Source organism: uncultured Bradyrhizobium sp., assembly GCF_936943645.1.
GTDB lineage: Bacteria > Pseudomonadota > Alphaproteobacteria > Rhizobiales > Xanthobacteraceae > Bradyrhizobium.
This window is the reverse complement of the sequence record NZ_CAKZJO010000103.1, coordinates 73,730-91,864: the sequence shown is the minus strand read 5'-3', so window position 1 is coordinate 91,864 and position 18,135 is coordinate 73,730. Positions and strand designations below refer to the sequence as shown.

At 64.8% G+C, this 18,135-nt stretch carries 14 protein-coding genes; 2 read left to right on the top strand and 12 right to left on the bottom strand.

Annotation, left to right across the window (positions count from 1 at the left end; genetic code table 11):
* Position 1: 1 nt before the first annotated feature.
* Positions 2-751, bottom strand: coding sequence for a type I methionyl aminopeptidase (gene map / locus Q0743_RS30315; protein ID WP_298245103.1), 750 nt, complete (start codon positions 749-751; stop codon positions 2-4).
* A gap of 82 nt (positions 752-833) precedes the next feature.
* A complete protein-coding gene (locus Q0743_RS30310) occupies positions 834-3,983 on the bottom strand; it encodes a GAF domain-containing protein (protein ID WP_298245102.1) in 3,150 nt (1,049 codons plus the stop codon).
* Positions 3,984-4,296: 313 nt separating this feature from the next.
* Between Q0743_RS30310 and Q0743_RS30305 the strand changes: the two genes are divergently transcribed.
* Positions 4,297-5,604, top strand: a complete 1,308-nt coding sequence (locus Q0743_RS30305) for a hypothetical protein (RefSeq protein WP_298245101.1) — start codon at positions 4,297-4,299, stop codon at positions 5,602-5,604.
* A gap of 21 nt (positions 5,605-5,625) precedes the next feature.
* On the opposite strand, the gene Q0743_RS30300 is transcribed toward Q0743_RS30305, so the two are convergent.
* Complete coding sequence (locus Q0743_RS30300; protein ID WP_298245100.1) at positions 5,626-6,408, bottom strand: helix-turn-helix transcriptional regulator; 783 nt, start codon at positions 6,406-6,408, stop codon at positions 5,626-5,628.
* Between the two features lie 107 nt (positions 6,409-6,515).
* Here Q0743_RS30300 and Q0743_RS30295 point away from each other — a divergent pair, with 107 nt between their 5' ends.
* The gene (locus Q0743_RS30295; protein WP_298245099.1) at positions 6,516-7,595 is read left to right on the top strand and encodes a zinc-binding alcohol dehydrogenase family protein; all 1,080 of its coding nucleotides are present in this window, start codon (positions 6,516-6,518) and stop codon (positions 7,593-7,595) included.
* 97 nt (positions 7,596-7,692) lie between these two features.
* Here the strand turns inward: Q0743_RS30295 and Q0743_RS30290 are convergent, their stop codons facing one another.
* From Q0743_RS30290 to Q0743_RS30250, 9 genes are all read right to left on the bottom strand, one after another.
* On the bottom strand, positions 7,693-8,397 hold the full coding sequence (locus Q0743_RS30290; protein ID WP_298245098.1) for an ABC transporter ATP-binding protein: 705 nt from the start codon (positions 8,395-8,397) through the stop codon (positions 7,693-7,695).
* A 7-nt stretch (positions 8,398-8,404) separates the two neighbouring features.
* A complete protein-coding gene (locus Q0743_RS30285) occupies positions 8,405-9,685 on the bottom strand; it encodes a lipoprotein-releasing ABC transporter permease subunit (RefSeq protein WP_018642337.1) in 1,281 nt (426 codons plus the stop codon).
* 73 nt (positions 9,686-9,758) lie between these two features.
* Positions 9,759-11,078 carry a proline--tRNA ligase gene (proS, locus tag Q0743_RS30280; RefSeq protein WP_097662488.1) on the bottom strand — a complete coding sequence of 440 codons (1,320 nt, stop codon included), beginning with the start codon at positions 11,076-11,078 and terminating at the stop codon, positions 9,759-9,761.
* Between the two features lie 144 nt (positions 11,079-11,222).
* Positions 11,223-12,785 (bottom strand): CopD family protein, encoded by a 1,563-nt coding sequence (locus Q0743_RS30275; RefSeq protein ID WP_298245097.1) that lies wholly within the window; start codon positions 12,783-12,785, stop codon positions 11,223-11,225.
* Positions 12,785-13,345 carry a YcnI family protein gene (locus Q0743_RS30270; protein ID WP_298245096.1) on the bottom strand — a complete coding sequence of 187 codons (561 nt, stop codon included), beginning with the start codon at positions 13,343-13,345 and terminating at the stop codon, positions 12,785-12,787. Before Q0743_RS30270 ends, Q0743_RS30275 begins: the two co-directional genes overlap by 1 nt.
* Positions 13,342-13,878, bottom strand: coding sequence for a copper chaperone PCu(A)C (locus Q0743_RS30265; RefSeq protein ID WP_298245095.1), 537 nt, complete (start codon positions 13,876-13,878; stop codon positions 13,342-13,344). Before Q0743_RS30265 ends, Q0743_RS30270 begins: the two co-directional genes overlap by 4 nt.
* A gap of 28 nt (positions 13,879-13,906) precedes the next feature.
* On the bottom strand, positions 13,907-14,404 hold the full coding sequence (locus tag Q0743_RS30260; RefSeq protein ID WP_298245094.1) for a TlpA disulfide reductase family protein: 498 nt from the start codon (positions 14,402-14,404) through the stop codon (positions 13,907-13,909).
* Entirely contained in the window at positions 14,401-15,612 is a 1,212-nt protein-coding gene (locus Q0743_RS30255; protein WP_298245093.1) for a sialidase family protein, read from the bottom strand. Before Q0743_RS30255 ends, Q0743_RS30260 begins: the two co-directional genes overlap by 4 nt.
* Positions 15,613-15,638: 26 nt before the next feature.
* The gene (locus Q0743_RS30250; protein WP_298245116.1) at positions 15,639-18,047 is read right to left on the bottom strand and encodes a TonB-dependent receptor; all 2,409 of its coding nucleotides are present in this window, start codon (positions 18,045-18,047) and stop codon (positions 15,639-15,641) included.
* Positions 18,048-18,135: the final 88 nt, after the last annotated feature.

The following is an 18,135-nucleotide window of genomic DNA, read 5'->3' as shown; positions in this document are numbered from 1 at the left end:
CCTACCCGGCCAACGTCACGATCAAAGGTCCGTTGCGCGTGGCGATCACGGTGTGTTCGTACTGCACGGTCGGCGCCTCGGGACTGCTGTAGAGCGTCCACGCATCATCGCCATTCTCCGCCCACTCCGCGCCCATGGAGAGGAACGGCTCGACGGTGAAGACCAGGCCATCTGTCATGATGCGGCGCTCGGAGCGATCGGGCCAGGTTGCGATCTCCGTCGGCTCCTCATGGAGCGACAGGCCGACGCCGTGGCTGGCGAGATTCCTGACCAGGCTGTAGCCGTTCTTCCGCGCGAAGGTCCCGATCGCCTGGCCGATCCCGGCAATCGGCTTGCCGGCGCCGACCTGCTTCAGGCCGGTCCACATCGCCCGCCGGCCGTCACGGCAGAGACGTTCGATGGCCCGGGCAACGGGCGGAACGGCAAACGAGGCGCCGGTATCGGCGAAGAAGCCGTTCTTCTCGGCGGACACGTCGATGTTGACGAGGTCGCCGCGCGCGATCCGCCGCTCGCCGGGGATGCCGTGAGCGATCTCCTCGTTCACGCTGATGCAGGTCGCGCCGGGAAAATCGTAAGCCAGCTCCGGGGCCGAACGCGCCCCGGCGGCCTCCAGGAGCTTTCGCCCGATCTGGTCGAGCTCGGAGGTGGTCATGCCCGGCTCGAGCGCCTTCCCCATCGCCTCCAGCGCATTGGCGACGATGCGCCCGACCTCTTTCAGGCGCGTCAGGTCGTTGTCGTCGGAAATCGTCATATCGGGGCTCTCTACGAAAGCCGGGGCATAGCGCTTGTGGAGCCCGCGTGCAAACCGCAAAGATCTCGGCGCCCGATACGTTTCAACCCTCGTCGAGCAGATTGCGAACCTTGGCGGCCAGATCCTCGATCGCAAAGGGCTTGGAGAGCAGATGCTTGCCGGCGTCGAGCATGCCGTTGTGGACGATGGCGTTGCGCGTATAGCCGGTGGTGAACAGCACCTTCAGCTCCGGGTATCGTTTCGACAGCACGGCTGCAAGCTCGGCGCCGGTCATGTCGGGCATGACGACGTCGGTAAACAGCAAATCCGGCACGAGACCATCCTCGATCGTCCGGATCGCCTCCCTGGCGCTCGCGGCTTCGATCACGGTATAGCCGAGCTCGCGCAGGCTTTCGGAAGAGATGCTGCGGACCCTCTCGTCGTCCTCGACGACGAGGATGGTCTCGCTCTGAAGACTCGCACCGGGATGTGTCATGCCCTGCGGCGAAGCCGAAGCTAGCTCCTCGCCCGCGAAACGCGGAAGATAGATTTTCACCGTCGTGCCGACGTCGATCTCCGAGTAGATCTTGACGTGGCCCCCCGACTGCCGGACGAAGCCGTAGACTTGGCTGAGGCCGAGGCCGGTGCCCTTGCCCACGACCTTGGTCGTGAAGAACGGATCGAACACTTTTCCCAGCACGTCGGCCGGAATTCCGGTGCCGTTGTCCGTCACGGCGACGAGAACATATTGTCCGGGCGACAATGCGTATTCGCGCGCATATTTCTGGTCGATCGAGGCGTTGCTGCTCTCGATCGTCAGCCGGCCCCCTTTCGGCATCGCATCGCGGGCGTTGACCGCAAGGTTGATCACCGCGCTTTCCAGCTGGGCCGGGTCTGCCTTGACGCGCCAAAGGCCGGCCGCCAGGACCGTCTCGAGGCGGACCAGCTCGCCGAGCGACCGCTCCAGCAGCTCGCTCATGCCCCTGACCATCTTGTTGATGTCCACGACCTCAGGCGCCAAAGGCTGCTGGCGCGAGAACGCGAGCAGCCTCTGCGTCAAGGTGGCGGCGCGATTTGCGCCATCGATCGCGCCCTCGATGAAGCGGTCGATGTTGACCTCGCCCTTGCCGAGCCGTCGCTTGGCGAGATTCAGGCTGCCGAGGATCACGGCCAGCATATTGTTGAAGTCGTGGGCGATACCTCCGGTCAACTGACCCACGGCTTCCATCTTCTGGGATTGCCGCAGTTGCTCTTCGGCCTTCATGCGCTCGGCGATTTCGTCAGCGACGCGTTGCTCCAACTCGGCATTGAGCGCCTCGAGCCGGGTCAGGAGGCGGCCATTATCGATTGCGCTGGCGGCGTGGCCGGCGATCCCGAGCAATGCCGTCTCGTGCTCGACCTGGAATTTGCCCGTCTCCGCATGGCCGAAGAAGAGCCCGCCGAGAACTTCCCCGGTTCGCGAGATGACGGGGACCGCGAGGTAGGATCGGACCGGAAGATGTCCCTCCGGCATGCCTTTGCGCGGGGTGTTCTTGCCATAACGCGGGTCCTGCAGGATGTCGTCGGACCTCACCACGCCTGTGCCCTTGAACGTCGGCTCGAACACCGCGGTATTGCGCGGCATGGGGAAATTCTCGAAGGCGGATCGCGGCACGCCCGACAGCGAATAGAGCATGTAGCTGCCGCCGTCCGCGGCCAGAACGTTGTAGAAGAACGCTCCGAACTGGGCGCCCGTCAGCTCGACGCCTGCATCCGTCACGATCTGCACGATCGTCTCGAGGTCGCGCTGGCGAGCGACCGACGCGCCGGTATCGTTCAATATCCTGAGTTGCCGCTCGGTCTTCTTCTGCGCCGAAATATCCAGCACCGTCCCGATGAAGCGAACAGCTTCTCCATCCGAAAAGATGGCCTCGCCCGTCGCCGCAACCCAGCGTTCGATACCATCCTCGATGCCGATGGTTCGGTATTCGATGTTGTAGCTTTGCGGAGAGTCCGGCCTCAGGGCCGCGGACACGACCTCGTGGGCGCGCTGCCTGTCGTCCGGATGGATGCCCTTCAGGAACGACCCTTCGTAGCTCACTGCCGCGTCCGGCGACAAGCCGAACACCTCCTTGCAGCGGTTGTCCCAACCGAGAACGTCGTTGACCGGGTCGTAATCCCAGGTGCCGATGCCGGCCGCCTTGTTCGCAAGACTCAGGCGCTCGGCAGCGTTGCGTGCGGCCTGCTCGGATCGAACGCGCTCGATATGGGCCCACGATCTCTCCGTGACCTCCGTGAGCAACGCCAGTTCGCGCGGCGTCCACCGGTGCGGGCTGCGGTGATGAATGGCCATCAAGGCCGTGAGCTGCCCTTCCTTGACGAGGGGCATGCAAATCGTCGCCCCTATTCCGATGCTCTGAAAGGCGGCAGCCTCCTGTGGCGCGATCTCCTTCAGATTGTCGTTGATGACGAGAGGCCTGCCGGCGCCAAGCTCTCGCACCGCCTTCTCGCCGAAATCCGCCAGGCTGTAATGGCCGAGGATATGCATCGCCCCCGGGGCCGCCCAATCTCCGCGGATCGTGAAGCCGTCCTGATCGGGATCCATGTCGGCATAGGCGCAGTTGGAGACGCCGAGATGCTCGCCGACCATCCTCGTCGTCACCGCCATCACGCCGTCGGCATCGCGGGTCCTGGCCGTCTCCTTGCTGAGCGCATCCAGGAAAAGCAGACGGCTCTCGTTCTCCCGCACGGCCGCCTCGGCACGTCGGCGCTCGACGGCGGTGCGCGTGCGCTCGGCAACGTCGTGGATGAGCTCGAGCTCCTCGGTGCTCCATGCGCGCGGCGTTGCGTTGTTGAGGTAGAGCAGCGCGACGACGCCGTCGGGCTCGGAGATCGGCATGTTGACGAGCGCACGCGCGGAAATCGCTTCGAGCGCGGAGGCGCGGTCGCCGACGCGGGGATCCTTCTCCGCATCGGCGCAAATGACGGTCTCGCCGCGCTTCAGATCTTCGATGTAGTCGCCATAGTCACGAAAGTGCAGGACGCCAGCCAGGCTCAAAATGCCCGGCGCATTCCAGTCACGAGCGATGGTGATGGTCTCGGCGGATGTATCGACGGTGCCGTAGCCGGCGCGGCTGACCTTCAGACTACGGCCGAGCAGCTCTGCCGCGGCGTAAGCGAGGTCGTCAGGATTGGCGATCTCCCGGATGTAGTCGCCAAGTGCAGCCAGGACGGCATTGCGATCGGTCGAGTTCGCCCCGGCCGTCGTTGTCATCTGACTTCCCCCGACAAATTGCTCGTTTCACCAAATTTCGCTTCAGGCAATCTCCCGGCATCAGCTCGCGCCAACGACGATGACAGCGAGAGATTGCGCCCCGCGTCCCGATAACTTCATGAAGCCATTAAGGTTCCGGTCAGGCTGTGCTCGGAGCGCAGCCCTGCTCCCGGCCGCCGGCCTCTCCCGGAAATCGGGATTGCTGATCCTGACGCCGGCAAAATAAACGGGCGCTGACGCGCCACCGAAAGTTGTGAACGCGGTGACCGTCGTGTAGCGTCATCGCGATATTCACCTCGTGGTCTCACGCTTGATGCTCGTCCGAGTCCTGCTTCTCTTTTCCTGCTTCTTGATTTCCACCGCATCGCGGGCCGAAGAAACGCCGGCCGCGAAAGCCGGCTTTGCCTCCCGCCTGACGATCTATCTCGCCAAGGGCGCCCCCGACGCGTGCGGGCCTGGCTGCGACCGCTGGATCGCGATCGAGGGCGAGATCGATCAAGGCGCCGCCCCGCGCATTCGCCGCTTCCTCGCCGGGGTCAAGGACACGCAGCGCCCGATCTACCTCCATTCGCCCGGCGGGAATGTGGAGCAGTCCTACGTCATCGCCCGGCTGCTCCGCAGCCGCAAGGCCATCGCCCGGGTTGGGCGGACGATCGTGACGGCGTGCGCGGCGGGCACGCAGGTGGACGCTGCATGCCAGAAGATCAAGAGCGCGGCCGGCGAGGTCGAGGCCGAGCTCACCACCTATCATGCGATGTGCAACTCGGCCTGCGGCTACCTGTTTCTCGGCGCGACCTCTCGCGAGGTCGCCCCCGACGCCGCGCTGGCGGTGCATAATTCCAGGCTGATCCTGAAGTTTAGCGGCAATCCGCCTCCGGAGGTGGTCGCCGAAGCACGGAGCCGCCGGATCGCCGGCGCCGACCGCGACCGCGCCGCGTTCATTGCGGCGATGGGAATCAGCCGCGAGCTCGACGCGCTGATCCGCACCGTGAAGTTCGAGAACCTGCATGTGCTGACGCGGCCCGAGCTCTACCGGTTCGGGATCGACACCCGGCCGCTCGCCGAGACGATGTGGCGGCTGGAAAAGGGTACGCGGCCGTTCATCAGCAAGATCGCCGCGGTGAGGAAGGACAGCGACGCCTCGTTCCGGACCATGGAATGGCGGCTGTATTGCGAGAACAAGAAGCGCGTGCCGCTGATGATCGCGGGCGAGATCGACGCGGCCGCGACGGCCAAGAAATCAATCCTGATAGCGGCCAGCGCCGACCTCAGCAGGGAAGCCGGCGGGCCTCCGGTGCGGTTCGGAAAGTACGAGGTCTGGAGCGGTGCCGTCGATCCCGACATGGTCAAGGCGGTGCTGGCCTCGCCCTCTCTGCAGGTCCGGGAGACCACGCCGGAGCCGGAGGGAAAGTCTGACACCACGAGCTTCAACATCGACACGACCGGTCTGACGTCGGTGTGGACCCAGCTCGGGACGTCATGCACGGCAGCCGCAGCGGGCCCGGCAAAATCCTGGCCGGCGAATGCCCTGCAGCCGACGCCCTGGACGGACAGTCCCTGGAAGGCAACTGGTGCCCTGCCGAACATCAAGGCAACACCTGTCGCCACGCCCGCACCGTAAGCGCCCGGGAAGCCTTCCCCCTCAGCTAGCCCCGACCGGCGTGTAGATCACCAGCTTCAGCGCGGGATCGTCGTTGGCCTGAAAGCTCGTGTGCTCGAAATGCAGCACGCCCTTGGTGGGATGGGTCATGGTCTTGCGGCCCGACAAGGTGCCGTGCACCTCGTGCGCGCCCCACCATTTGACGAATTCGGGACTGCCTTCGCGCAAGCGTGTCAGCAATTCCGCAAAGGCGGGATCGCCGGCCCAGACGTCATGGGTGGCGCGAAACATCGCGACCATGCGCTTGGCGACGTCAGCCCAGCCCGCCCCGTAGGATTTTCGCGTGCGCTTGTTGGTCATCATCAGGAGCAGCGTGTTGCGGTCCTGCTCCGGCAGCCGACCAAACGCGAACACCTCCTCGGCCGCCGCGTTCCAGGCCAGCACGTCCCAGCGCCGCCCGGTGATGTAGGCCGGATGCGGCAGGCTCTCGACCAGCCGCAGGATCGGCGGCGGCACGATCTCGCGCGTGAATGGGCTCCTCGCGCCGTCGCGTGCGAGTGCCTTCAGATGCGCATGCTCGGTCTTGCTGAGCCGCAGCGCGCGGGCCAGCGCATCGACTGTCGTGACCGAGGGACTGACGGTGCGGCCCTGCTCGAGGCGGATGTACCAGTCGACACCGATGCCGGCGAGCTGGGCGACCTCCTCGCGGCGCAGCCCCGCGGTGCGACGCCGGCTCCCCGCAGGCAACCCGACCGTTTTCGGCGCCAGCTTTTCGCGGCGGGACCGCAGGAAATCGCCGAATTCGACGCGGCGTGGATCGGCCATGATGTCGCTTCCGCATGGAGGGCTTCTGGAATACTAGGATAATACCAGGCCTTCATGCCCTCGCCAAGGCGGCTCATATCGGCCTCACCCGACTTTGAGGTGAATACATGAAAGCTGCCGTACTGAAATCCTTTGGATCGAAGCTGGTCATCGAGGACGCGCCCGAGCCGACCCTCGGCACCGGCGAGGTGATCGTCGACGTCGTCGCCACGCGCGTCCTGTCCTACATGAACGAGGTGTTCGACGGGACGCGCAATTACGCGCTCGACCTGCCTGTTATCCCCGGCCCCGGCGGCATCGGCCGAGTGCGCGCGGTCGGTCCTGACGCCACCAAGCTCGGCGTCGGCGACTGGGTGTTCTGCGACCCCACGGTGCGCTCGCGCGACGATGTCGTGGCGCCCGATATCGCCCTCCAGGGGCTCACCGCCGCCGGCCCCGGCGGCATGAAGCTGCAAAAGCATTTCCGCCACGGCTCCTATGCCGAGCAGATGCGCGTGCCCACCGAAAATGTGAAACGGCTCGGCCAGATCGCCTCCGAAGAGGCCTCGCGATGGTGCGCGCTGGGGACGGCGCTGGTGCCCTATGGCGGCTTCCTCGCCGCGAACCTGCAGCCGGGCGAGACCGTGCTGGTCAGCGGCGCCACCGGCAATTTCGGCAGCGCCGCCGTGTCCGTTGCGCTGGCAATGGGCGCAGCCTGCGTGGTGACGCCCGGCCGCAACGAGGCGATCTTGTCCGATCTCGTCCGCCGCTTCGGCGCCCGGGTGCAGCCGGTCAGGCTCACCGGCAACGAGGACGACGATCGCGAGGCGATGAAGCGCGCGGCGCCTTCGCCGATCGATTGCGTGCTCGACATCATGCCGCCCTCGGTGAGCCCGACCGTCGTCCGCGCGGCGGTCATGACGGTGCGCCCTTACGGCCGCGTCGTGCTGATGGGCGGTGTCGGCATGGCCGGCGGCCCGGGCCTCGAGCTGCCCTACCCCTGGCTGATGCGCAATTGCATCTCGATCCATGGCGTCTGGATGTATCCGCCGGACGCGGCGAGCCGTCTGATCGCGCTGGTGCGCGCTGGACTGCTGAGGCTGGAGGAGTATGAGACGACGGCCTTCGACCTTGATCACGCCAACGAGGCGGTAGCGCACGCCGCGGCCAATGGCGGACCGTTCAAACTGACGGTGATCAGGCCCTGAGAGCTTCAGGCGACGGCGCGCCCGTCGTCGCCTGATTTTTCGTCAGTCGGCCCAAGCACTTGGCTACTGTGCATGGGGTTGTTTTCGCAAATTTTGACTATTCGAGCTCGACCACCTGGCCATTCGCCAGCGACACGCGCCGGTCCATGCGGCCGGCGAGCTCCATGTTGTGGGTCGCAATCAGCATCGAAACCTTGGTTGCCTTGACCAGCTGCATCAGCGCCTGGAACACGTGATCCGCCGTGTGCGGATCGAGATTGCCGGTCGGCTCGTCCGCGAACAGCACGCGCGGCGCGTTGGCCACAGCACGCGCGATCGCGACGCGCTGCTGCTCGCCGCCCGACAGCTCGGCGGGGCGATGGGTGATGCGATCGCCGAGACCGAGATAGCCAAGTATCTCCTTGGCACGCTTGACGCTCTCGGACTTCTTCAGGCCGCGGATCATCTGCGGCATCATCACGTTCTCCAGCGCCGAGAATTCCGGCAGCAGCCGGTGCGACTGGTAGACGAAGCCGATATCGGTGCGGCGCAGCTGGGTGCGCTCGATGTCGGGCAGCTGCGAGGTCGGCGCGCCGTTGACATAGACCTCGCCGGAATCCGGTGCTTCGAGCAGGCCCGCAATGTGCAGCAGCGTCGACTTGCCCGAGCCCGACGGCGCGACCAGCGCGACCGACTGGCCGGCCCACAGCGCCAGCTTGGCGCCGTCGAGGATCGTCAGCGGCACCTCGCCCTGCAAGTACTGGCGCTTTATCTCGTGGAGATAAATGACCGGTACATCCTCAGCCCCCTGCTGCTGCTCCATCAGGTCCTCACTCGTACCGGAGCGCTTCGACGGGATCGAGGCGCGCGGCGCGCCACGACGGATACAGCGTCGCCAGGAACGACAATGTCAGCGCCATGATGACGACCGCCGTGGTCTCGCCGATGTCGATCTCGGCGGGCAGCTTCGACAGGAAGTAGAGCTCCGGCGAGAACAGCTCGGTCGAGGTCAGCCAGGACAGGAACTGCCGGATGGATTCGATGTTGAGGCAGATCACGAGGCCGACCACGAAGCCGACCAGCGTGCCGACCACGCCGATCGAGGCGCCCGTGATCAGGAAGATGCGCATGATCGAGCCTTGCGAGGCGCCCATGGTGCGCAGGATCGCGATGTCGCTGCCCTTGTCCTTCACCAGCATGATCAGGCCGGAGACGATGTTGAGCGCCGCCACCAGCACGATCATGGTGAGGATCAGGAACATCACGTTGCGCTCGACCTGGAGCGCGTTGAAGAAGGTCGAGTTGCGCTGCCGCCAGTCGACCAGGAACACCGGCCGGCCCGCAGCCTCCGTCACGGCCTGGCGGAAGGCGACGATCTGGTCGGGATTGGTGGTGAACACCTCGATCGAGGTGACGTCGTTGCTGCGGTTGAAATAGGCCTGCGCCTCCGCGAGCGGCATGAACACGAAGCCGAGATCGTATTCGGACATGCCGATCTCGAACACGGCGACGATCTTGTAAGGCTTGATGCGCGGCGTCGTGCCCATCGGCGTCACCGCGCCCTTCGGCGCCACCAGCGTGATGCTGTCGCCGGCATGCAGCGAGAGCTGGTCGGCGAGACGCCGGCCGATCGCTACGCCCTGCCCTTCGTCAAAGCCCTCGAGCGAGCCCTGCTTGATGTTCTTGGCAATCGAGGTGAGGTTGTTGAGGTCGTCGGAGCGGATGCCGCGCACCAGCACGCCCGAGGCGTTCCACGGCGAGGACGCCAGCGCCTGGCCGTCCACCACGGGCGCGGCCAGCCGGATCCCCTTCACCTGGCTGAGGCGGTCGGCGACGTCCTTCCAGTCGGTCAGCGGGGATTCCAGCGGCTGCACCAGGATATGGCCGTTCAGCCCCAGGATCTTGTCGAGCAACTCTTTGCGGAAGCCGTTCATCACGGCCATGACAATGATCAGCGTCGCCACGCCCAGCATGATGCCGAGGAAGGAGAACCCGGCGATGACCGAGATGAATCCCTCCTTGCGGCGCGCCCGCAAATAGCGCGCCGACAGCATCCACTCGAAGGGCGCGAAAGGCGCGGTTTGCACGGTTTCAGTCATGGTTTCATCCATCGCTCGATAATCCCATGATTCGGGGTCAATTGTGGCCGGATTGGCGGCCGCGATATCGGGCGATGAACAATATTCAGCCGACCAGGCGGGCCACGGCGTCCGCAGGCGACATGGTCTCGCGGGAGCCGTCACTACGCCGCTTGATCTCGACCTTGCCGTCGGCGAGGCCCTTCGGCCCGATCATGATCTGCCAGGGGATACCGATCAGGTCGGCGGCGGCGAATTTGGCGCCGGCGCGCTGGTCGGTGTCGTCATAGAGCACGTCGACACCCTTGGCGGTCAGCTCGGCATAGAGCTTCTCGCAGGCCGCATCGACCGCCGCATCGCCCTGCTTGAGGTTGAGGATCGACACGCGGAACGGCGCCACCGCTTCCGGCCATTTGATGCCGGCATCGTCGTGGCATGCCTCGATGATGGCGCCGAGCAGGCGCGAGACGCCGACGCCGTAGGAACCGCCGTGGATCGGCACGTCGACGCCGTCGGGGCCCGCCACCATCGCCTTCATCGGCTCGGAATATTTGGTGCCGAAATAGAAGATCTGGCCGACCTCGATGCCGCGGGTGTTGAGCCGCTTCTCCGCAGGCACTTCCTGCTCGAAGCGCGCGGCGTCGTGGACGTCTTCCGTCGCTGCGTAGACCGAGGTCCACTGCTTGATGATCGGCGTCAGGTCGCTGTCGTAGTCGACGTCCTCGCCGGGTACCGGCAGGTCCAGCACGTCGCGATTGATGAACACGCCGGATTCGCCGGTCTCAGCGAGCACGATGAATTCGTGGCTGAGATCGCCGCCGATCGGACCCGTCTCGGCGCGCATCGGGATCGCCTTCAGCCCCATCCGGGCGAAGGTGCGCAAATACGCCACGAACATCTTGTTGTAGGCGACGCGCGCAGCGGCCTCGTTGAGGTCGAAGGAATAGGCGTCCTTCATCAGGAACTCGCGGCCGCGCATCACGCCGAAACGCGGACGCTGCTCGTCGCGGAATTTCCATTGGATATGATAGAGATTCAGCGGCAGGTTCTTGTAGGACTTCACGTACGCGCGAAAAATCTCGGTGATCATTTCCTCGTTGGTCGGCCCGTACAGCAGCTCGCGCTTGTGGCGGTCGGCGATGCGCAGCATCTCCGGGCCATAGGCGTCGTAGCGGCCGCTCTCGCGCCAGAGGTCGGCGAGCTGCAAGGTCGGCATCAACAGTTCCAGCGCGCCGGAGCGGTCCTGCTCCTCGCGCACGATCTGCTCGATCTTCTTCAACACCCGGAAACCGAGCGGCAGCCAGGCGTAGATGCCGGCCGCCTCCTGCCGGATCATGCCGGCGCGCAGCATCAGCCGATGCGAGACGATCTCCGCCTCTTTCGGATTTTCCTTCAGGATGGGCAGAAAGAAGCGCGACAACCGCATGGCAATACTCGTGGAATCAGTGGTGGCCTGCAGTGAAACCGGATTGCGAGCGAAAACACAAGACCGGGAATGAGGAAAAGCCGCTAACGCATCGGAATTCCTGTCATTTTTCCGTCGGACTTCATGTTCAGCGCGAGCCGCATCTTAGGGCGGCGTAACATCGAGTTCATCCTCGAGCGTGATTTGCTCGAAGTCGCTCACCAGCGCGTCGATCCGCACGTGCCAGCGGCCCGCGAAGGGAAGCTCGGCCTTGCGCACATGCCAGTAGCCGTCGGGCCCCAGCGAAGCCTTCCGCTCCATCGGCTCGATGCCGCGCTCGGGCAGGCTCAGCGTCAATGTCGCCTCCTTGGCCGCCAGCGGCGTGCCCTCGCCGGTCATGAGCTGGAGCATGAAATCATCGACGCCGGGCCTGCCGGGCGACACCAGGACCTGGAACATCGCCTTGTCGCTGTGGATGTGGATCGCCAGCGGTGCTTCGGGAACGATGGTGCGCGGCGGCGGCGTGAAGCGCCAGCCGGCGACTACGGCGAGGATGGCCAGCGCAATGGCGCATTTGATCAGGATCGAGCGCTTCAGCGCGGGCGCCGCCGCCCCGTTCCGGGCCAGAGCCGGAGTCAGGCGGAACCGGTTGAGCGCAGCCAGCGCCAGCAGCCCCGTAACCAGGACGAGCTTGGTCGAGAGGATCAGCCCGTAACGGGTCGCAACCAGCGCGCCCGGCTTTTCGAGCTGCACGATCGCGAGGGCGAGGCCGGTCAAGGCCAGCACGCCGACCGCGAGCGCAGCAATGCGGGAAAAGCGGTTCACGATCGGGAGCGTCGCCGTCGTCGGCCGCGACACCAGCGCGACCAGCGGCGCGAGAGCGCCGATCCAGATGGTAACACCGAGCCCGTGGAGGAAGATCGCCGGGCGCGTGAGCGCTTCGGGCGGCGCGGTTGCGGCGTGCCCGGTCATGGCGAGCGACAGACCGGCACCGATCAATGCGATGACAGCGAGAGCGCGCGCGTACCACGCGCTGCGCAGCGCCACTAACGCGAACAGCATCGCAGCCACGGCAACCAGCAGCGCAGGACCAGCGCTGGTCGCGAGCGCGACCTTCCAGGGACCGGCGGTCGCAAGAGCCGGCAGCGGCAGGCCGAGCAGGTCGAGGCCCAACGTGCCGAGAGAGGCCGCAGCGCTCGGAATTCCGATGGCGAGCGCCACGCGTGGCACGGTCATGCCGGTTGTCGACCAAGCGATCCAGCGCGCGAAGAACACGCCGCCGACGCCAACGAACAGCCCGAGATAAAGACCGACCCGCGCCAGCCAGATCACCACGTTCAAGCGGCCGTCCACGTTTGCAGGAGGCTTGGTCGCCGTCGGCGTGCCGATCGAGAAGATCACCGATCCGGTGACGGGATGACCGTCCTGCGAGATCACGCGATAGCTGACGACCGCGGTCCCCTCGGGCAGATCCGCCGGCATAGCGACCGAAACGGTGTCGCCGGATGCGCTGACACGCGCATCGTCGCGCGCCCTGCCGGCGCCGTCGATCAGCCGGATTGCGCCCGGCGTCACCGCTTCGTTGAAGCGCAGCTCCACCGCCTTCGGTGCGGCTGCGAGCATGCTCCCGCTCGGCGGATCGACCGAGATCAGGGCCGCATGTGCCCACGCCGCGCTCGCAAATCCGGCAGCAAGAAGCAGCGTCGCGAGCGCGGCGAAGAGGCGCATCAGGGTTTCGGCAGCAGCTTCACGCCCGGCGCCGGCGATTTGCCCTCGGACTTGCTGTCATGCGAGTGCCCTGCCCCCTCGGCCGGGATCTCGATCCAGCGGCTGACGCCGGTCTCGCATTCCTGAACGACGGGGAAGTACAGAGTCGTGTTCGTCTTGAGGCTGTTGGTAAGGAACGCACTGAAAACGAACTCGTCATAATGCTTGTCCGGCAGCTTGCCGCCGGACCACGCCACCTCCTTGACGCCGGAGGAGAGCTTGTTGCCGTGATAGTCGTATTCTCCGGCATATTTGCCTTCGACGACATCGACATTCCAGCCCGCCTTCGGCATCGGCTTCACCGCGATCACCCCTTCCGGAACCTGCACCCGGACCTTCACCGTCGGCGAGCCCGCGCAACCGTGGGGAATGACAAACACGGCCTTGTAGGACGTGCCGACCACGGCTTGCTTGGTCTCGAGCGACACGTGCGCCGCCGCCGGCGAGGCGGCGAGCGCGGCAACCAGGAACAGGCAGGATCGCATCATGTTGGCCCTTTCGAGAGTCCAGATCAGGCTCATTTCATTTTCATTCCCGAATGGTCAGGCATCTTTTTCATGTCCATGTGACCGGAATGCCCGGCATCACCGGGGGCCTGCGCGCCGACGCCCTGGACATCGAGGGAGACGGCGACCTTGCCGGCCTTCTCGAATTGCAGCGTCACGGGCACCTTGTCACCCTGCTTGAACGGGCCCTTCAGCTCCTGCAGCATCAGATGATAGCCGCCGGGCGCGAGCTTGACCGTCTTGCCGGGATCGACCACCAGCCCCGCATCGAGCGGACGCATCTTCATCACGCCATTGTCCATCGCCATCTCGTGGATCTCGACCTTCCCCGCGATATCGGCGGACACGCTGACGAGCTTGTCCGGCGCCGTGCCTTTGTTCTCGATGACGAGATAGCCGCCCGCGACCTTGGCGCCGCCTGGTGTCGCACGGCTCCACGCCTGCGAGATGACGAGATCACCGGCCTTGACGTCGTCGGCGAGCGCCGGTGCCGCGGAGAGCGTAAGAGCGAACGCGGCGAGCAGCACGTTTTTCGAGATGGTCTTCATGTCGGTCTTCCCTTTGCAGACTTGAACTTCAGTGTTTGGCGAGTTGTTGCGCCGACCATTTTTCGAGATCGGCCATTTCAGCCGAGCCTTCGATCGTCGTGACGGTCCCTTCCCGGGAGATCAGCATGGTCCTGGGAATGTCGCCCTGCCAGGCCGGGTCGATCTCGAACCGCAGGCGCTCGACGAAGCCGTCATTGAAGATGAAGTTCTCGGTCGACGACAGACCAGCCTTGTCGAGCATCGACTGCGTTGCCCCCGGCAGGTTCGGCACGAGATCGGCGCTGACGGTGACGACGTCGATGTCAGGGTGATCCTTGGCAAACTGCCCAAGCAAGGGCAGCTCGACCTTGCAGGGGCCGCAGGTTACGCCCCAGAAATGCACGAGCACCGGGCGGCCGGCATGTCCCTTCAGGACGCTTTGCCAGGTGCCGCGTTCAAAAGGCTTCAGGGATGGAGATGCGGCGAGCGCAGCGACTGAAGCGATCAGAACGACCAGGCCGGCAAGGCCTGCAACTCGAAATCTCATGGCTGGTCCTCGATGGCTGTCAACCGATATCCATCCGCCTTCGTCATCCACGACAGATAGGTCTGCTTGCCGTTGGAGATCAGCAAGGGGTGATCGGAGGTGTCGCTCGTGCTCGAGATCGTCTTCGGCGGCGACCACGTCTCGCCGTCGTCGCGAGAGATCGTCATCTGGACCGAGGTCTTCTCGCCGTCGAACTCCTTCCAGACCATCACCGTTCCCGCAGGGCCGGCGAGCACGTAGGGACGCGTCGGATTGCGCCCTGGCTGCCCCAGCGCCATGGGCGCAGAGAAGCTGCGGCCTTCGTCGCGGGAGTGCGCATAGAACAATCCCTTTCGCGCCTTGCCGTTCGTGTACCAGGCGACGTGATAGGTCCCGTTCGGCGCGACGGTGAGGCTCGGCCCATGATGCGGGCAGGCATTGATCTGCCAGTCGTCATTGCTGACCCGGCGGACTTCACCTGGCGTCGCGACGTCCGCGAAGGTCATGACCGCATGATCGCGCACACCGCCCTCAAAGATGTTCCTGAAGATCACGACCGGCCGCCCGGGCGCGGCAAATGCCAGCCCCAAGCGGCAGCATTCGCAGGTGCCCTCGCGGGCGAGAGCGGCCTCCGCGTAGGTTGCGCCACCGTCGCGCGAGGAGGCAAAGAACAGCGCCGCGCCCTCGTACTTCCGTCCCGCCTCTTTCGCAGCAACACGGTTGCGCTTGTCGAGCCAGGCCGCAAACACCGTTCCATCCTGATCCAGCGCCAGCGCCTCGAACCGCTGGCTCTCGTTGCTGGCGGTGATCGGCTTCAGCTCGGCAAAGCTCTTCCCGCCATCGGCCGAGCGTGTAGTGAGAACCTCTCCGTTGAAGGCCTCATCCCTGAAGGTCGAGAAGGCCAGCGCGATGCCGCCCTTGCGGTCGACCACGATCTTCGGCCGCGCATCCGGACCCCAATCGAGATTCAGCCGCCTGGTCGTGACCTGGGTGGGCGCCGAAAAACTGCGGCCCTCATCCTGCGAACTTGCGACCGAGACCTGCCCTCCCGCCATCCAGACCAGCCACAGTGTCCCGTCAGGACCGAAGGCGGGCGTCGCCTTGGTCGCACAGCGCAGCGTCGGCTCCTCGCACGCAGCTTCCGATGCAGGCGGGGCCCGCATCTGTGCGAGCGCCGCACTTTGCGCGACGACGAGAGCAAGGATCGCGAGCATGCCAGCTCGGATCATGGCCCGCCTCCATTCGAGAGTCCGGATCATTTGAATGCCACCTTCATACCCGCAACGAATGTGCGCGGCGAGCCCGCATAGATCGATCCGGTCGTGTTTGCGAGCACGCTCGCAGGATTTTGAAGGCCGGCCCCCGTAACCGTATTGGAGATGTTGTTGGCAGAGGCGACGTAGGTACGGTCGAACACGTTCCTGACTTCGAGAAACAGGTTCAGAGATCTGAACGTGTCGGACGCGAGGTCGGTCTTGTAGTGCACGTTGACATTGACCAGTTCATAGCCCGGCGCCTTCAAGAGATTGGCGTTGTCCATGTAGAAGGCATCCTTCCATTGGACCTCGACGAAGCCCCCGAGACCGGCCAGCGGCCCGGCGAACTCGTCGTAGCCAATCCGGGCCGTCAGCTCGTTGGGCGAGATACCGGGGATCTTGTTGCCGGCCCGGTTGAAGCTGAACACGGCGCCATTGGTGATGTTCTCGACATATTCGGTATAGACCTCGTCGAGATAGGTGTACGCCGCCATGAACCGCCAGCCCGGATAGAACTTCCAGTCGGCGGCCAACTCGATGCCACGATGTTCGGAGCGCGGTGCGTTGAACATGTAGGTCGCGTTGCTCGCGCTGGGATTGCTGGCGGCCTGAGGGACAAGCTCGTTCCGGAAGAACTCGTAGAATGCCGTGGCGCTTAGCTTGACGGCATTGCTTGGTGTCCAATCAAAGCCGAGATCATAGCCGACATTGGTTTGCGTCTGGAGCTGGGTGTTGTTGCCGAAATCGCCATTCGGAAGAACGAACAGATTCGACACCTGCGGCGTCCCGTACCCGGTCGCCACCCGCCCGCGAAACTGCCATTCCTGATTAAGCCTGTAGAGCAGCGCAAATTCGGGAGCGGTGTTCTCGATCTTGCGATTGACGGTGGTGGGCGTGGGTATCGTCGCCGTGGGAACGTTGACCGTATTGTACTTGTACAGCGTATTGACGCCTTTCAGGACGGTTGTCTCCCATCCTATTCCGGCGACCGCGGTGAGCGCGGGAGTGAGCTTCAGTTCCTCCCTCGCCCGTATCCCGTAGTTGGATGTATCGCTGTAGGTGTTGGCCGAGATCAAGCCCAGCGTGGCGTTGCCGCCCGGCATGACGTTACGTGTATCGCTCGACGCCACGAGCGTGTTGTACCAGGCGCCGACAAACGTGGTTGACTCCATCCCGAAGATTTCGCCGCGCTTGGTGAGATCACTCATGTAGTTGTACGAGGGAAAGTCGCCGATCGCGCTGGTCGTGCCGGTAGGCTGGCTAATGTTTCGGTCGTCGAAGACGAACTGGTTCCGCCACGTCAGCGTGTTGTCGAAGTCGTGCTCCCATCGTCCTCCGACAATGGTGCGACGATCGTTTCGTCCGAGACCCGCTTGGGTAGCTGTCTCGGTGTCCTTGCCACCGTTGAAGCCATTCTTGAAAAGAGACACGGTGGGACATCCGGCGGCCAAGGCGGAGCCCGTCGTACAGCCCTGCTGGAAAGGATTGGTGTAGAACTGATTCAGTGACTGCCGGAGCGGCAGCCGCGTGCTGAGGTCGTTGTTGATGATCTTGACCGTGAAGCGGTCGTCCGGCGTCGCCTTGAGCGTGCCGAGGAAGTTGACGGTCTGCGTGTTGAACCAGCTATTGCCGATATAGCCGTCGCCCCGTGTGTCGCTCGCGAACAGCGAGCCCTCGAAATTCCCGACCTTCTTGCCGGCCGCCAGGTAATTGTTGAGATAGCCGTAGCTGCCGCCGTCGACGCCGTATTCGACGCCGTCGATCGTGCCGCCCGGCCGCGTTCGAAAATTGAGCGCGCCGCCGGTCGCGTAATTGCCGTAGAGCGCCGACGAGGGGCCGCGGATCACGTCGATCGCGCCATAGGCGTGGGGATCGATCAGGTCGCTGCGCGACAGGCCGTCCGGCTGCGTCACCGGAAAGCCGTCCTCGAAGATCACGAGATTGCGGATGGCGAAACCGTTGCGGGCGTTGGAGCCCCGAATCGAGATGCCGAAGTCCCGGGGGCCGTTGCCCTGCTTGATCGAAATGCCCGGACTGTCCCGCAAGACGTCGCTGACCGAAAACGACGGGCGATTGTCGAACTGGCTGCGATCGACGGTGGTCGAGGTCTGTCCGGCCGGCGACTGGTTGAGGCCGGCCCGCGCTTCGCCGGCGCTCGTTGCGTTGTTTTGCCTCTCGGCGCCATCGGTCGCGTTCCGTGCCACCGGTCGCGCTGCGCGGGCCGTCGAAGCGGAGCGCAGCCGCGAGGGCCGGGTGACGGGCTTGGGACGGGACCTCTCGAGCGCTTCAACCGTCACAGCTGGGATCGCCTCCGAGGTCGCCTGGGCGAGCGCGTCTGAACCGACCGGGGACAGCAGTCCGACAAGCACGGGCAAGCCCGCGCGTCCGATCGCACGTATGCGTAACATCACTTGAATTCCTGACATCCGGCACGTCGGCCGGTCCATTGAGCACGCCGTCGGCACAGCAACGGTGCGCGCCAACGGTTCGGTTTGT

Coding starts and splice junctions, on each gene's coding strand:
- Q0743_RS30250 (WP_298245116.1), bottom strand. CDS start 18,047: ATGTTACGCATACGTGCGATCGGACGCGCGGGCTTGCCCGTGCTTGTC.
- Q0743_RS30265 (WP_298245095.1), bottom strand. CDS start 13,878: ATGAAGACCATCTCGAAAAACGTGCTGCTCGCCGCGTTCGCTCTTACG.
- Q0743_RS30260 (WP_298245094.1), bottom strand. CDS start 14,404: ATGAGATTTCGAGTTGCAGGCCTTGCCGGCCTGGTCGTTCTGATCGCT.
- Q0743_RS30275 (WP_298245097.1), bottom strand. CDS start 12,785: ATGCGCCTCTTCGCCGCGCTCGCGACGCTGCTTCTTGCTGCCGGATTT.
- Q0743_RS30295 (WP_298245099.1), top strand. CDS start 6,516: ATGAAAGCTGCCGTACTGAAATCCTTTGGATCGAAGCTGGTCATCGAG.
- Q0743_RS30270 (WP_298245096.1), bottom strand. CDS start 13,345: ATGAGCCTGATCTGGACTCTCGAAAGGGCCAACATGATGCGATCCTGC.
- Q0743_RS30305 (WP_298245101.1), top strand. CDS start 4,297: ATGCTCGTCCGAGTCCTGCTTCTCTTTTCCTGCTTCTTGATTTCCACC.
- Q0743_RS30255 (WP_298245093.1), bottom strand. CDS start 15,612: ATGATCCGAGCTGGCATGCTCGCGATCCTTGCTCTCGTCGTCGCGCAA.
- Q0743_RS30285 (WP_018642337.1), bottom strand. CDS start 9,685: ATGGATGAAACCATGACTGAAACCGTGCAAACCGCGCCTTTCGCGCCC.
- Q0743_RS30300 (WP_298245100.1), bottom strand. CDS start 6,408: ATGGCCGATCCACGCCGCGTCGAATTCGGCGATTTCCTGCGGTCCCGC.
- proS (WP_097662488.1), bottom strand. CDS start 11,078: ATGCGGTTGTCGCGCTTCTTTCTGCCCATCCTGAAGGAAAATCCGAAA.
- Q0743_RS30310 (WP_298245102.1), bottom strand. CDS start 3,983: ATGACAACGACGGCCGGGGCGAACTCGACCGATCGCAATGCCGTCCTG.
- Q0743_RS30290 (WP_298245098.1), bottom strand. CDS start 8,397: ATGGAGCAGCAGCAGGGGGCTGAGGATGTACCGGTCATTTATCTCCAC.
- map (WP_298245103.1), bottom strand. CDS start 751: ATGACGATTTCCGACGACAACGACCTGACGCGCCTGAAAGAGGTCGGG.